At 53.4% G+C, this 14,575-nt stretch carries 11 protein-coding genes; 3 read left to right on the top strand and 8 right to left on the bottom strand.

Features of this window, described 5'->3' with window-relative positions; translation table 11 throughout:
• Window positions 1-170: 170 nt before the first annotated feature.
• The gene (locus LT40_RS21655; RefSeq protein WP_148308592.1) at window positions 171-4,160 is read right to left on the bottom strand and encodes an NACHT domain-containing protein; all 3,990 of its coding nucleotides are present in this window, start codon (window positions 4,158-4,160) and stop codon (window positions 171-173) included.
• Between the two features lie 1,212 nt (window positions 4,161-5,372).
• Between LT40_RS21655 and trbJ the strand changes: the two genes are divergently transcribed.
• Complete coding sequence (gene trbJ / locus LT40_RS22175) at window positions 5,373-5,828, top strand: P-type conjugative transfer protein TrbJ (protein WP_475276223.1); 456 nt, start codon at window positions 5,373-5,375, stop codon at window positions 5,826-5,828.
• A complete protein-coding gene (locus LT40_RS22170) occupies window positions 5,825-6,103 on the top strand; it encodes a hypothetical protein (RefSeq protein ID WP_475276230.1) in 279 nt (92 codons plus the stop codon). Before trbJ ends, LT40_RS22170 begins: the two co-directional genes overlap by 4 nt.
• 352 nt (window positions 6,104-6,455) lie before the next feature.
• Here the strand turns inward: LT40_RS22170 and LT40_RS20225 are convergent, their stop codons facing one another.
• The 7 genes from LT40_RS20225 to LT40_RS20195 form a co-directional block, all read right to left on the bottom strand.
• The gene (locus LT40_RS20225; protein ID WP_475276222.1) at window positions 6,456-6,812 is read right to left on the bottom strand and encodes an AAA family ATPase; all 357 of its coding nucleotides are present in this window, start codon (window positions 6,810-6,812) and stop codon (window positions 6,456-6,458) included.
• Window positions 6,813-6,815: 3 nt separating this feature from the next.
• Window positions 6,816-7,046 carry a helix-turn-helix transcriptional regulator gene (locus tag LT40_RS21475; protein WP_043192998.1) on the bottom strand — a complete coding sequence of 77 codons (231 nt, stop codon included), beginning with the start codon at window positions 7,044-7,046 and terminating at the stop codon, window positions 6,816-6,818.
• 307 nt (window positions 7,047-7,353) lie between these two features.
• Window positions 7,354-8,562 (bottom strand): tyrosine-type recombinase/integrase, encoded by a 1,209-nt coding sequence (locus LT40_RS20215; RefSeq protein ID WP_043192996.1) that lies wholly within the window; start codon window positions 8,560-8,562, stop codon window positions 7,354-7,356.
• Window positions 8,563-8,869: 307 nt separating this feature from the next.
• The gene (guaA, locus tag LT40_RS20210; protein ID WP_043192994.1) at window positions 8,870-10,447 is read right to left on the bottom strand and encodes a glutamine-hydrolyzing GMP synthase; all 1,578 of its coding nucleotides are present in this window, start codon (window positions 10,445-10,447) and stop codon (window positions 8,870-8,872) included.
• A gap of 117 nt (window positions 10,448-10,564) precedes the next feature.
• Window positions 10,565-12,034 (bottom strand): IMP dehydrogenase, encoded by a 1,470-nt coding sequence (gene guaB, locus LT40_RS20205; protein ID WP_043192993.1) that lies wholly within the window; start codon window positions 12,032-12,034, stop codon window positions 10,565-10,567.
• Between the two features lie 83 nt (window positions 12,035-12,117).
• On the bottom strand, window positions 12,118-12,675 hold the full coding sequence (locus LT40_RS20200; protein WP_043192992.1) for a hypothetical protein: 558 nt from the start codon (window positions 12,673-12,675) through the stop codon (window positions 12,118-12,120).
• Between the two features lie 53 nt (window positions 12,676-12,728).
• A complete protein-coding gene (locus LT40_RS20195) occupies window positions 12,729-13,472 on the bottom strand; it encodes a sulfite exporter TauE/SafE family protein (RefSeq protein WP_043192991.1) in 744 nt (247 codons plus the stop codon).
• A gap of 314 nt (window positions 13,473-13,786) precedes the next feature.
• On the opposite strand from LT40_RS20195, the gene yaaA reads away from it, so the two are divergent.
• Entirely contained in the window at window positions 13,787-14,566 is a 780-nt protein-coding gene (gene yaaA / locus LT40_RS20190; protein WP_043192990.1) for a peroxide stress protein YaaA, read from the top strand.
• Window positions 14,567-14,575: the final 9 nt, after the last annotated feature.

Here is a 14,575-nt window from a genome sequence, read left to right as displayed (position 1 = left end):
GGCAATTAACTCATCTGAAAACCTTACAGCCCCGTGCACATCACCTAAAACTAAAGACTCAGAAACAATCAGTATGCCGTAATGACAAATGATCAAACACTCGTTAAGGGAAAACCGCGCCCCTCGGTGTAAACGCGGCTTGACATTAAAATCTAAAAGTGTCAGTTTTATCAGCACAAAAATGGCGTACTTAGATGACTTCTTTGTAGTTCTTGCATCGAGTCAAAAACCATCGACTTTAATGACAGGTGATGTATGTCCAAGCCATCTTGAAGGTTAATCAATAAAGCCGCGCCTACCTCATCACTTAAACTTGCCGGAGCAATAAACTTCAGTGCCGACTGGACCAAGCTCTTCTTGTATTGCGGCGAAAGGTGATTATCACCGTTTAATATGTTCATAGCGGTTTCTCCAACCATTGCCGCACTCACACGCCCTCTGGATAAGCATATCAAAGCAGCGTGACCTTTACAGGCCAATGACTCAAATTTTTCCGGCGCAACCCACTCAGACATTGAGGTAGGATTAAACCCCCTTTCACAACAAACATACAACAACTTCAAAAGTTCCGCACTAGACTTATTCGAATATAAGAGCCGCTCTACTTTAATACCAAATTCATCATCAACCTCATCCGCAGAAAAGTACCGTTTACCTTTCATAAAGTTGATTACCGACTGGAACTGTGGGAATTCCCAATACTCGGACGGCAGGGCTTTCAAGAACGAGATATGAACCCAATTATCCTGAACTAACGACAAGATATTTGGAAGTTCCTCTAACTCGCGAGACCCGAACTCTAACCTAGAAGCACCAGCACAACTTAACGAAAATAGATATTTTCCAGCCAATTCCGACCTAACAGAAGACCTTTCAATCTTACCAATTAATTCAAAAAGACCAGAATTAACTCTATCTTTTGAACTAAAAATAGAGGCCCCAGCACACCTCAAAGGGAAACCGATTACATTAATATTTGCATCGAAGGGTAGATCATTGCCAGGAATGTAATTCAGATCAGCTAAGGTCACCCCTACTTCGAACCAACGTTCTCTAGCACTTTCCCACAGTGCATCAGAGCCCAAAGCACCAATTTCTGCCTGCCTCGCGTAGAACGCCAAATCCCTATCATTGGTCAGTTGCCTGATACACGTCATAACGGGCCAAGGTAAATGCCACGCCCAATCTCCAAGAATATCTGGAGTGAAGCAGTTGCTAATCGAACTCAAATCATCGAATAGCTTAGATAGATCACCACCCGTCGCCCCTTCCCCCAAATTAAAAGCTTTGAATAGCCACTCCCACAACGGGTGAATCCCATCAACATCTGGCATCACTGGCTTTTCAAGCCTTCCTCTGTCCAAATTTAATCGAAAACTTTTTGAAACACCCTCGATTAAAATCTCCGGCCTATCTGCTCTATGCTCGCCAACATCAATTAAATAAGACATCCAGCCCAATACTTTAACATCAGACTTACTTGCAATTCGCCGAATAGATATGATATCTGCTTTACTAGCTTTAACTGGGGGGCTTTGCACAAAAGCCTGACATGCTTTTTCGAGTAAGAACTCGCTACTTGGCAGCTTGCGCGAGGAGCGAATTATGCTCATCGCAGTTTCAGAGTCCCAAGGCCAATGCTGATCTGCGGCAGCACAAGCCCAAGACACTTTCTTAGCGACTAAGATCAAAATAACGTGCCAAGCACCGTAAAACCTCAACAACGACGAATCGTGTAGTAGATGAAGAAGATGCTCTTTATATACATCCAGAACAGCGGGGTCGTAAAGTGCAGCCAACCGCATGTGACTTTCACTGGGTGGTAGCTCAAGCACCCTCATAGCCAGCCGAAGAAAAAATCTTCTTTGAGCAGGTTGATTTGAAATAGCGCCGTCTTCAAGGATATCTATAGCTAATTGACTTCCTGCCAAGACCGTGCTCGGCAATCTGCTTCTCTCTGGCGATCCTATATCTTCATTCAGATCCATGCATAAACTGAGGATCCTATCCCTAAGATGTTGTCTTTCATAGAAGCATCGACCAGCCGCGAATAGAAAAACATTTCGCCAATGTGACGCATGCGCAATAGACTTGAGCCTGGAAACAACGTCTTCGTCTCGACCATTCATCAACGCTTGTGCAGCCATGAATTCTTGCAATGATCGAATCTCGAATCCCACTCGCCCCTCCTGCGGCGCTACTAAGAAAACAAGCCGCTCCAGCGCAGCACTAAGAATTTCCTGCCTTAATCTGTAGCGCTCTGTATCTGAGTGACCTTCTGACTCAAGCCTTGAATCTATTATTAGAGAAAATTGATCAGTTGTAAGAAGAGCATCAGTACTACCACTAACTTCCGACTTTATTTGTAATACCTTTCCTACCTCCTGGTGAATTACATCTATATCAGCCTGATATGTGTTAAGCAATTTTGCTGCGGGTATATCGCGCTCTTTTTCTCTGCGATTAATTACTTGATAATACTCATTAAACAGCCTCCAGCGTTCTTTTGGAGGTTCCCCCAAGCTTTCGACAAGCAACGTCATTATTGTTACTTGCAGAGGACTTCGCATCAGTCTGACGGTCGAGTCTTCTTCACTAGCTCGCCCAATGCGCTGCAAAAACAATGTGACTTTGTCGTGATCTGCACCCCATCGACGTGTAATTAAGCGTTCCGCGTAATGCAACGCATTCATCGATGTCAAAGGGGATAAAGTAAGATGACAGTAATACTTTTCAGCAAAATCGTCATTATATCCTTGAGGGCGACTCGTGGCCACAATCATTAAGTCTGCATTACACTCTTGCGCATCGATCAGAAAATCATCGACTTTTTGGAGAACCTCAGCCCTATTTGAAGAAGCAGGGACTTCATCGAGTCCGTCAAGCGCTAACAACCATGGGTAAGCTCTCAACCAGGCTCTTAAGTCATCAGCAGCGATTTCTCTATCACACCGGCGCTTAATCATCGCTAAAATATAACTTAGTAGCGAAGTTGTCTGCCCTTTGGCTAAAGCAGAAGCGAATCGATTCAGTTCGATTTTCACGGGAAATCTTGGGATTTTCGGAGGACTTATTCCCTCCACACCACACTGCTCAAGAATCAACTCGTAAGCAGTAGTGACCTCAGGGGTAATGATATTCGCATTGTCCTGAAACAATAGCGAAGCACGATGCATTTGACAGAAGAACTGTGTCAATGTACTTTTTCCCTGCCCTGGCCCTCCTATGAAAACTACTCTACCAGGTATTTGCGAAATATATGTTTCGTCTTTAATCTCACGTGACATCTGTGAAGCCGAATCAAGACGCTGGCTTGATATATGCAATAAATTCTTCACAGCGCTGAAGTCATTTTCTTCTCGGTGTTCGTAATCTTCGTAATTTTCGTGCTCTTCTTGTTCTTCTTCAGCAGTATATCGTTCACCCACTTGATTACTAAACGTTATCCTTTCGCTCGGCGAAGGAACCCAATTACCGCTTATTGGAACATCCACAAAAACACAAGCCAATGGAATTTTATCATCGGTACTACTACCTGCTTGGCCTAAATTCACGTACTGCTCAGAGGTTAGCTCTTTGCGCACAAAGTTCATCATGACACTTCTAAAGTCCGGACGAACTGCACCCATATTCTTCAGGACTGCCGTAAGCACATCACCTGACGTGACCCAAGCGGCATACGAAGTTCGAATATTTTCATATAAATCAAGATACGCATTTAATTGATCCCGATCCCAAATGCGAAAATCTTTAATACCTATTTTCTTTTTATAAGAGCTCAGAAGAGCGTTAACCTTATCTTTTCCACCGATCTCAGCGACTGGCGTTAAAATTACGTTAGTCGCAAAAATGTAATATTCAGGCTTTCTTAAATTTCGGTTTACGTCCAAGAATTTATCAAGGTCCGCTTTCAGTTCCGTTAGTGCCCATTCAGAATCTCTTATACCGGGTTTTTGTCGAAATTTCGCCTGTACCACACCGTAACCGCCCCAAGGTTCCGATAGGCTCGGAAACGAAACTGTACCTTCGAAAGTAGCTTCGCGCGCGCCATCAGGTCCATCTCCAAATATGCTCACCCCGGGGCCAATTGATTCCAATGCGATCGCTTGGATTAATTGCTCAAAGGAACGTGTTGACAGTCTCGAAAAATCATACTCCATTATTTTTACTCGGTATTGATGGGTTTAACCATTGGATAGATGAAAGCCTAGCCTAAATCACTCATAATAGACAAGCATAATCGTAGCACGCCAAGCCATATTGAACTGAAAGGCTAGCTACCTAGTATTAGCCCAAGACGCAACTTTTGAATAAGCCACTAAAAGAGTCCACAACAGCCGAACTGAGCTGTAGTTATTGCGCTTGTGAACAATCCGACTGACGAAATCCAAAAACCTCGCTCGCAAACCTCGAAAGCTTGTCATCATTGCTCATGCCCATTAGTTATCTGCTTGCCCATGACCTCGACTAACCAGAACTTTAAAATGCGGCGCTTTATTCGATGTCACAAATTATATTGGCTGAGTCAGCAACAGCGAAGATCTGCCACGAACCTGAAACGCAATTCATCCAAACTCAGGCATACACGCATAGAGTGAATCTCAACGGATATGTGCACTTATGGATAGCAGCTCGTTTTTCGGCAGACACCCCAACCTCATATACGTGCAAGCTCTCGACAGAGTCAAATTTTGCTCTGTTTACCCGCGTTGTCCTTCATGCTTTAAATAGCGGCAGAGATGGTAAGCCTCGCAGAGCCAAATACGTTGAGCCGGAGGTGAATAAGGGAAGGTATTGGCAGGGCCGGGCTTGCCCGTACCCGTACAACACACATCTTGCCTTCTCAATGTAGGCGATTAAATGCGACCCAAAACCGAAAATCTACCAAATGCATTAAATTTCGTTAAATCGCGCACACTCGCATACACTCGCATACACTCGCATACACTCGCATACACTCGCATACACTCGCATACACTCGCATACACTCGCATACACTCGCATTGAGTTGCCTTGATTGCCTTAAATTTCCCTAAGTTGCATAGAATTGCGTTAAGTTTCATTAATTTTCAATGCCCAGTGATTTCGTGTTCCCTCATGCTTTAGTCCGTGCTAAAACCAATAGCGAAAGGAGGAAACCCGATGCGCAGTGATAGTCAAAAGCCTGTCAAGAGAAGAACTGGCCGCGCCGAGTTCTTCAAGATCAGGAAAGAGTTAGAAACGAAGATACTACTCGTCCATACCCTTACGTGGCTTTATACCGAATATGTGGATGGTTTTAGCTTTGGATATGTGCAGTTCACACGATACGTTTCTCGTTACTGCAAGCAATCTCGCTCATATATCGTGACAGGATTTCACAGGACACAAAAATGACAAATGCCAGGAAATTATCTATAACAGCTCTTATTTTTACTTTCATGGGGCAAAATGCTTTTGCCATACACTGTTCAAACTGCTCAACTTTTTATCAGCAAATGTTCCAATATGCCGAGCAAGTCAACACAGCTCTAAACACTGCCAAACAACTACAAATACAGGTACAGCAGTATCAAAATATGGTTGACCAGGGCGCAGGCTTGCCAAACTCCGTGTTTAGCCGTATCGCTGCCGACTTGAGAGATGTGGTTGGCATCTATAACAAGTCGCAGTCTCTTGGCCGCCAGATCGATAACATGGATTCGCAGTTCAACAACCAATTTCCCGGCTTTCAGTCTTACCTGAATGGTGCGGCGAACTCAGCAAACCTCACACCCGGGAAGTTTATAAGAACTGCTCAAAGCAAGGTCGTGACAACGTCAGAACAGCGCTTGAAGCGGCAGATCTGAACACGAGCACATTTGAGTCTGAAGGTAACAAACTCGATACCATGGTAGCTCGCTCTCAGTCAGCGACTGGTCGTATGCAAGCGATACAGGCGGGCAACGAAATTGCCTCGCAGAATGTTCAGCAACTTCAAAAACTGCGTGACCTTTTGGCCACCCAGATAAATATGCAAAGTAACTATATGGCACAGCAAGGCGACCGGAAGGCCATGAGCGAGGCAACTGAACAGAAATTCAAGGAGCAACCTAATATCCGTGGCGGTTCAAAGGGGTACTAATAATGGCTATTTCAAAGTGGCTCATAGTTCTGGTATGTGCTGGCCTGGTTGTTGCCGCGTCAGTGACGACGACCGTGTTCGTGAGCAGCCGGGAATGCAATTCAAACATCAATCAAAAAAACTCAGACTTAGTTTTTAAAAATCAGCCTACCATCCGTGGTGGTTCCAAGGGGTATTAACTATGACCCGTAGCCCCTTTTGGCTTCTTGCATTAAGAGGAATGCTCGCTGCTGGTAATGCGGTGGCCGATACAAACCTTGCACAACCAGACACTTCAGTTGATGGACTTCTAGACCTAATACTGAGCCAGTCAGCTCAATGGTCACACCGATTGTATAGCTATGCGATTAACCTATTCTGGCTGTTGGCAACTATTCAGCTTGTTTTCAATGGTATCGCGCGCTTCTTGCCCTAAATATTTGCCTACTGCATGAATGCGATTAACCAATGCTGGTTCGGGATCTTCCCCGGCCAGATAGATCACACGACCGGCTTTCGCCGGGCTGAGCGCTATCAGGTCACTGCCTGACGCTCTGCTCTCGATAGCTGCGCCGCAAGCGACAGACATTGCAGCCTCCAACGCCCAAAAGCTTTTCCCGGTAGCGCCGGGAGCTACGAGTGCTCCGACAGTCCCCGCCAAGAATCCAGGCCAAATGAAATCAAGCGCTGTCGGTTCATTCGCAAACGCCGCAAGCAGATCAATTGCCATCGCTCATGCCCCCATCCCAGGACGGTGTGCGGAGCCGGACTCCCTACATGCATCAATCCATGCTTCAACCTCGGACAAATCCCATACAACTTTACGACTGCTGATCGCGATCCGGCGAGGAAACTTTCCGTCTCTCTCAAAGTTATAAATCGTACGTTCGCATAGCGGGATGATCGCCAGCAATTGCTTCTTGCTGATGAGGACTTTGCTGTTATTTCCTGATTCCTTAGCCACACCAAATACCTCTATATGCTTTGCATCGAGGTTTGATTATTGCCCCACATTGCCGGTGCTTTCCAGCATAAAAAATAGATTTTCCTCATAAATATCATAAGCTTACAGTCCGTTAAACGCTAAGTTCCAGGACAGAAAAATAGAGACCATGCTCTGTTTTTATGGGATTTTCCCAAAAGGGGATTTCGACAAATAGTGCGTCCGCCAAACCGAGGTTTAACGGACGAAAAAAACCCACCGGAGGTGGGCCGTGGACTGTAATTCACGAAGCTGACGCGACCCGCTGCACTTGATGCGGGGTGTAGCATCAGTCGTTACGGGCCGCTTTTTTAAGCGTCCAGCCGTCGATCATATCGGCCCAATCCTGCAACATCGCCCGGCGCTGATCGCGATATTCTGCCTTGTTGTAAACGGCCCGTACGCCCTTCTGCTCATGCGCAAGGCACTTCTCAATCCAATCTGAGTTGTACCCCGCTTCGTGCAGGAGCATGCTCGCTGTCCGCCTCAAATCATGCGGCCCGAACTTGCTTAGTGGCTTCCCTTCATTTTCCGCGAGCCGATACGTCAGTGTCAGCACCTGATTGATCGTGGCTGTGCTCATTGGCAAGTCAGAATCGTACCGAGGTGGAAGGACATAATCCGAACCACCAGCGAAGGTCTTCAACGCAATAAAAAAATCCAGCGCCTGTCTGGATAAGAACACTAAATGGGGGTTGCGCCGCTTCATCCGTTCTTTTGGAATGGTCCATACGGCGTCGCTGAAATTGATCTCGTCCCAGGTGGCGTTGGTTAGTTCACTTTTGCGCACCATAGTGAGCAACAGCAGCTTAGCCGCAGCTCTTACGGATGAGGCGGTGCCAATACGATCCAAGTGTTGGTACATCAGCGCGATTTCGTCAGGGCCTAAGGCACGATCACGCGGCTCGAATTTAGCGATGCTTGTGGGACGTACAAGGTCGGCGGGGTTCTCGACCTTCTGGCCACGCTCAATTGCCCATCGGAAGACCTGCATCACAATTTCACGGGAGTGCACCGCAGTTGCCGGTGCACCACGTTCCACGATTGCATCGGTCAGTGCCCGCAGGTCCTCGTGGTTAATCTCAACCAGCTTTTGGTTGCCAAACTTCGGCTTTAGCTCACGCTCGTAAACATAGCGGCGCATGTCACGGGTCGAGTCGGCCATTTGATACCCGCGCAGCCATTTCTCTGCCCAAGCATCAAACGTCTCTGCTCCCTTGCTACGAGCCTTGTCACGGGCTTTCTCCTTGGCAGGCGACCTGCCTGCCGCAACCATCTTTTTCGCCTCACCAAGCAGCTCACGTGCTTCCGCAAGCGTGATACCGCCTATGCCATAGCGACCAAAAGTGATCGTCTCTTGTCGGCCGTTGATGGAGTAGTTGTAGCGAAAGGAGATCGACCCCGCCGCCGTGACGGCCACGTAAAGCCCGTCTCGGTCATTCACCTTGTAGAGTTTTTCTTTCGATTTGAGATTACGCAGCTTGGTATCGGTCAGCATGGGACTCGCGGACTCCGTTCAGAAAATACCATGCTCAGAAACGCACCAAAAATTACGCTAAAGCCCCATGAAATCGGGCAAATGGTGAGATTTGATACCATGCGCTCCTCTACAGAGACGGCATGGTATCGAAAACCGAGCATGGCATTTGGCTCAGTTAATGCCCAGTACCATGCCTCACAAACACGGTGCTTGGCGATGCACAAAGGTGCCAGAATTTGCCAGACCCAAAAAGCCAAAAGCCCGCAATTACGCGGGCTCCAGAGTGTTTCTTGCTAGATCGTGCCGGGCAATACCGGCCACCCCATCATTCCCACTCAATCGTAGCCGGCGGCTTGCTCGACACGTCGTAGGTCACCCGCGAGATCCCTTCGATCTCGTTGATGATGCGGCCGCTCACCGTTTCCAGCAGCTCGTAGGGCAGGTGCGCCCAGCGGGCGGTCATGAAGTCGATGGTTTCCACGGCGCGCAGGGCGACGACCCAGGCGTAGCGGCGGCCGTCGCCGACGACGCCGACCGATTTGACCGGCTGGAACACGACGAAAGCCTGGCTGACCTTGTGGTACCAGTCGGCCTTGCGCAGCTCTTCGATGAAGATGTGGTCGGCGCGACGCAGCAGATCGGCGTATTCCTTCTTCACTTCACCCAGGATGCGTACGCCCAGGCCTGGGCCGGGGAATGGGTGGCGGTAGACCATGTCGTACGGCAGGCCCAGTTCCAGGCCCAGACGGCGGACTTCGTCCTTGAACAGCTCACGCAGTGGCTCGACCAGCTTGAGGTTCATTTCCTCGGGCAGGCCGCCGACGTTGTGGTGCGACTTGATCACGTGGGCCTTGCCGCTCTTGGCGCCGGCCGACTCGATCACGTCGGGGTAGATGGTGCCTTGGGCCAAGTACTTGATGTTGTCCAGTTTGGTGGACTCGGCATCGAACACGTCGATGAAGGTGCGGCCGATGATCTTGCGCTTCTTCTCCGGGTCGGCTTCGCCGGCCAGGTTGTCGAGGAACTGAGCCTCGGCGTTGGCGCGGATGACCTTGACGCCCATGTTCTCGGCGAACATGGCCATGACCTGCTCGCCTTCGTGCAGGCGCAGCAGGCCGTTGTCGACGAAGACGCAGGTCAGCTGGTCGCCGATGGCCTTGTGCAACAGCGCTGCGACCACCGAGGAGTCGACGCCGCCGGACAGGCCCAGCAGGACGTTGTCGGTACCGACCTGAGCGCGGACATGGGCGATGGCGTCTTCGGCGATCTTCGACGGGGTCCACAGCGCTTCGCAGCCGCAGATGTCGATGATGAAGCGCGACAGGATGCGTTCACCCTGCTTGGTGTGGGTCACTTCGGGGTGGAACTGCACGCCGTAGTAATTGCGGTCGTCGTCGAACATGCCCGCGATCGGGCAGCTCGGGGTGCTGGCCAGCACATGGAAACCCTGGGGGATCTCGGTGACCTTGTCGCCGTGGCTCATCCACACATCCAGGCCGAACACGCCATCGGCGTCGATGTGGTCTTCGATGCCTTCGAGGATGCGGCTCTTGCCGACCACGTCGACGCGCGCGTAGCCGAATTCGCGCATTTCCGAACCGGCGACCTTGCCGCCCAATTGCTCGGCCATGGTCTGCATGCCGTAGCAGATACCGAAGACCGGCACGCCCAGGTCGAACACCGCCTGCGGGCAGCGCGGGCTGTCGGCTTCGTGGACCGACTCGGGGCCGCCGGCGAGGATGACGCCGCGCGGGGCGAATTGGCGAATCGCTTCATCGTCCATGTCGAACGGGTGCAGTTCGCAGTACACGCCGATTTCGCGCACGCGGCGGGCAATCAGCTGGGTGTACTGGGAGCCGAAATCGAGGATCAGGATACGGTGGGCGTGAATGTCGAGGGCCATGACTCATTCTCGTCAGATGTATTCGGAAACAACACGGGGCTGTAGTGAACAGCCCCGCTAGATTGAATGTCTGCCTGCCGCCCGGCTTCAACCGGGCGCAAGGCAAACTACCGGGGGTCAGCCCACGCGGTAGTTGGGCGCTTCCTTGGTGATCTGCACGTCGTGGACGTGGGATTCAGCCATGCCGGCGCCGGTGATGCGGACGAACTCGGGCTTGGTGCGCATTTCCTGGATGTCGGCGCTGCCGGTGTAACCCATGGAAGAACGCAGGCCACCCATCAACTGATGGATGATCGCCGACAGGCCGCCCTTGTAGGCGACACGGCCTTCGATGCCCTCGGGCACGAGTTTCTCGGCACCGGCCGAGGAGTCCTGGAAATAGCGGTCCGACGAGCCCTGGGCCTGGGACATGGCGCCCAGCGAGCCCATGCCGCGGTAAGCCTTGTAGGAACGGCCCTGGAACAGTTCGATCTCGCCCGGCGCTTCTTCGGTACCGGCGAACATCGAGCCCATCATCACGCAGTAGGCACCGGCGACGATGGCCTTGGACAGGTCACCGGAGAAGCGGATGCCTCCGTCGGCGATCAACGGCACACCGGTGCCTTCGAGGGCAGCGGCGACGTTGGCGATGGCGCTGATCTGCGGCACGCCGACACCGGCGACGATACGGGTGGTGCAGATGGAGCCTGGGCCGATACCGACCTTGACCGCATCGGCGCCCGCTTCGGCCAGGGCCTTGGCAGCCTCGCCGGTGGCGATGTTGCCACCGATGACCTGGACGTCGGGGAAGTTCTGCTTGACCCAGCGCACGCGGTCGATCACGCCTTTGGAGTGACCGTGGGCGGTGTCGACCACGACCACGTCGACGCCGGCTGCGACCAGGGCGCTGACGCGCTCGCCGGTGTCCTTGCCGGTACCGACGGCTGCGCCGACGCGCAGACGACCTTGGTCATCCTTGCTCGCCAGTGGGTAGGCCTTGGCCTTCTCGATGTCCTTGACGGTCATCATGCCCTTGAGGTGGAACTCGCCGTCGACGATCAGCACTTTCTCGATGCGGTGCTTGTGCAGCAGGTCGCGGACCAGGTCCTTGTCGGCCCCTTCGCGGACGGTGACCAGGCGTTCTTTGGGCGTCATCACTTCGCGAACGGGGATTTCCAGGCGATTTTCGAAGCGCACGTCACGCGAAGTGACGATGCCGACCAGGTCGCCGTCGTGCAGCACCGGCACGCCGGAGATGTTGTGCAGGGAGGTCAGTTCGAACAGGTCGCGAACGGTGGCATCAGCCTCGATGGTGATCGGGTCCTTGACCACGCCGGCCTCGAACTTCTTGACCTTGCGCACTTCGGCAGCCTGCTGCTCGATGGTCATGTTCTTGTGGATGATCCCGATGCCGCCTTCCTGAGCCATGGCAATGGCGAGGCGGGCTTCGGTCACGGTGTCCATCGCCGCGGAAATCAGCGGGATGTTCAACTCGATGCCGCGGGTCAAACGGGTCTTGAGGCTGACTTCATTGGGCAGTACTTCGGAATAACCGGGCACTAGAAGAATGTCGTCGAAGGTCAGGGCTTCTTGGCTGATACGCAGCATGCGGGGGCTCCCGAGCGGGAAAATGGAAGCGCGCCATTATACCCACACATGCCCCCACAAGAAAGGCAAAGATGGCCTGGCGGTCAATTGTCCTGGAACTTCACCAGCACCTGGGCGATCGGCTGGTCGAGCCAGTCGGCGAATTCGGCGATGAACGCCGGCTTGAAGGACGTCTGCCCCCAGTTGTTGAAGATGAACCCCAGGTTGGAGAACGCGCAGGGTTGCAGGAACAGGAAGCCGTTGATGTCGTCCTCATGGCCACACAGGGGGCAGGTGAAGTTGTCGGTGAGGCCGGGCATCCACTCTTCAAGGCTGTCGAACAGGGCCTCGCCGACTTCCTGGCGGCATTCCGGGCAGCCGGCCTCGTGCAGGAAGCCGTCGACGGGGGTGAAGATGCAGCGGTCGGTGACCACTTCCAAACCGTTGACGGGCTGTCCATAGGGCAGCAGCTCTGGCTGTTCGACGACGTGCCGGGCACCCGCACCGATGGCGTAGGCCATGCGATTGCCGCTGCGACCGCAGGTGCTCAGCTGTTCTTCGACGATGTCCTTGCGCACCAGCCAGCGCAGGATCGCCCGCGCACGGGGTTCGTGTACCGGCAAGGTGGAAAGGCGCGGAACGAGTATGTTCTGGGTGTTCATGCAGGGGCTCGACGGTGCGCAAAACCGGCAGGATAGTCCCCTGCCCGCGCAGGTCAAGGATTGAAATAGCGGTACAGCAGCGCCAGTCCGCTGGCCAGCACCAGCCAAGTCACCAGCCGCACGAAGGCCTCGCGGGACATGCGCAGGGTCAGTCGACGCCCGATCCACAGGCCTGCCGCCATGGCCGGGAGCAGACAGGCGGCGGTCAGCAGCAGCTGGGTATTGGCGTATACGCCGGCAATGATGAATAGCGTCAGGCGCACGATCGTGCTGCAACTGATCAGCGCGCTCTGCGTGGCTCGCACCTGCTGTTTGTCATCCAGCCGCGCGCTCAGGTAGATCGCATAGAGAAAGCCTCCGCTGCCGAATAGTGCACCGAACAGCCCACCGACGGTGCCCATCGGCACGGACCACCAGGGCGACAACCGCGCGGGTCGTGCCGTGGTGAGCAGCATGTACAGGGCGTAGCCGGTGATGAACAGGCCCATCAACAGCAACAGCAGGTCGGATTTCAGGTTGAGCAGAAACACCACGCCCAAGGTGCAGCCCAATGCCATGAACGGTAGCAGCCGCTTGAGCTCCACCCCCACCACCGATTGTCGGGCGGGTATCAGGTTGCCGAAAGCGGCGATGAAATCGAGCACGACGAGCAAGGGTATGAGCGTGGCCAGCGGCATGAAGTGGATAAGTATTGGGCCTGCCACCAGGGCCGTGCCGAAGCCGGCAATGCCGAAGACGATGTAGGCGGCAGCGATGGCCAGAAGCATGATGCTCCAGTCGATGAGTGCGTAGTCCATGCGCGGGTTTCCTTTTTCCGGGCACTGTGGAGGAGCGGGATCGGTGGCGTCAATACGGTGCGTGGGTGGGTGATGTGCCAGAGGGTTGGCGGTGTGGCCGGACGCGGCTTGCGCCGCTGCTACAGGCGCGGTGTGGCCGGACGCGGATGCGGTACCCCGCGAATGGCATCATCGGCGAACGACACGCCCCCTGTAGCAGCGGCGCGAGCCGCGTCCGGGGTCGCTGCGATCCATTTGGATCCCCCCGCGCTTAATGGTGGACGCGCTCCCGGCGCTGCTCCAGAATTTATCCACGCTCACAGGAGAACCTTTGCATGCTGATGGTGATATCCCCCGCCAAGACCCTCGATTTCGATACGCCCCCGGTCATCCCGCATTACACCCAGCCTGAGTTTCTCGACCACTCCCAGGTGCTGATCGAACAGCTGCGCGAGCTCAGCCCGGCGCAGATCGCCGAGCTCATGCACCTTTCCGACAAGCTGGCCGGACTCAACGCTGCCCGCTTCGGCAGCTGGACTCCCGACTTCACGCCCGACAACGCCAAGCAGGCGTTGCTCGCCTTCAAGGGCGACGTCTACACCGGACTGGAGGCCACGACGCTGGACAAAGCCGGTTTCGACTACGCGCAGAAACACCTGCGCGTGCTGTCCGGCCTCTACGGCCTGCTGCGCCCCCTGGACCTGATGCAACCCTACCGCCTGGAAATGGGCACCAAGCTGGCCAATGCCCGCGGCAAGGACCTCTACGCGTTCTGGGGCGAGCGCATCAGCGAATGGCTCAACCAGGCCTTGGCCGAACAAGGCGACGACGTGCTGTTCAACCTGGCGTCGAACGAGTACTTCTCCGCCGTCAAACGCAAGGCCTTGCACGCGCGGCTGATCACTGCCGACTTCAAGGACCTGAAGAATGGCCAGTACAAGATCATCAGTTTCTACGCCAAAAAAGCCCGCGGCATGATGGCTCGCTTCGTGATCGACGAAAAAATCCACGACCCGGCGCAGCTCAAGGGTTTCGATCGCCAGGGCTATCGCTACAGTGCCGACGAGTCACGGCCCGACCACTTGGTGTTCCTGCGCGATCAGCCGGACGACTGACCCTGTGTG

It is taken from the genome of Pseudomonas rhizosphaerae, assembly GCF_000761155.1.
Lineage (GTDB): Bacteria > Pseudomonadota > Gammaproteobacteria > Pseudomonadales > Pseudomonadaceae > Aquipseudomonas > Aquipseudomonas rhizosphaerae.
Note: the sequence above shows the minus strand (reverse complement) of the source record. Positions and strands in the feature narration are given on the sequence as shown.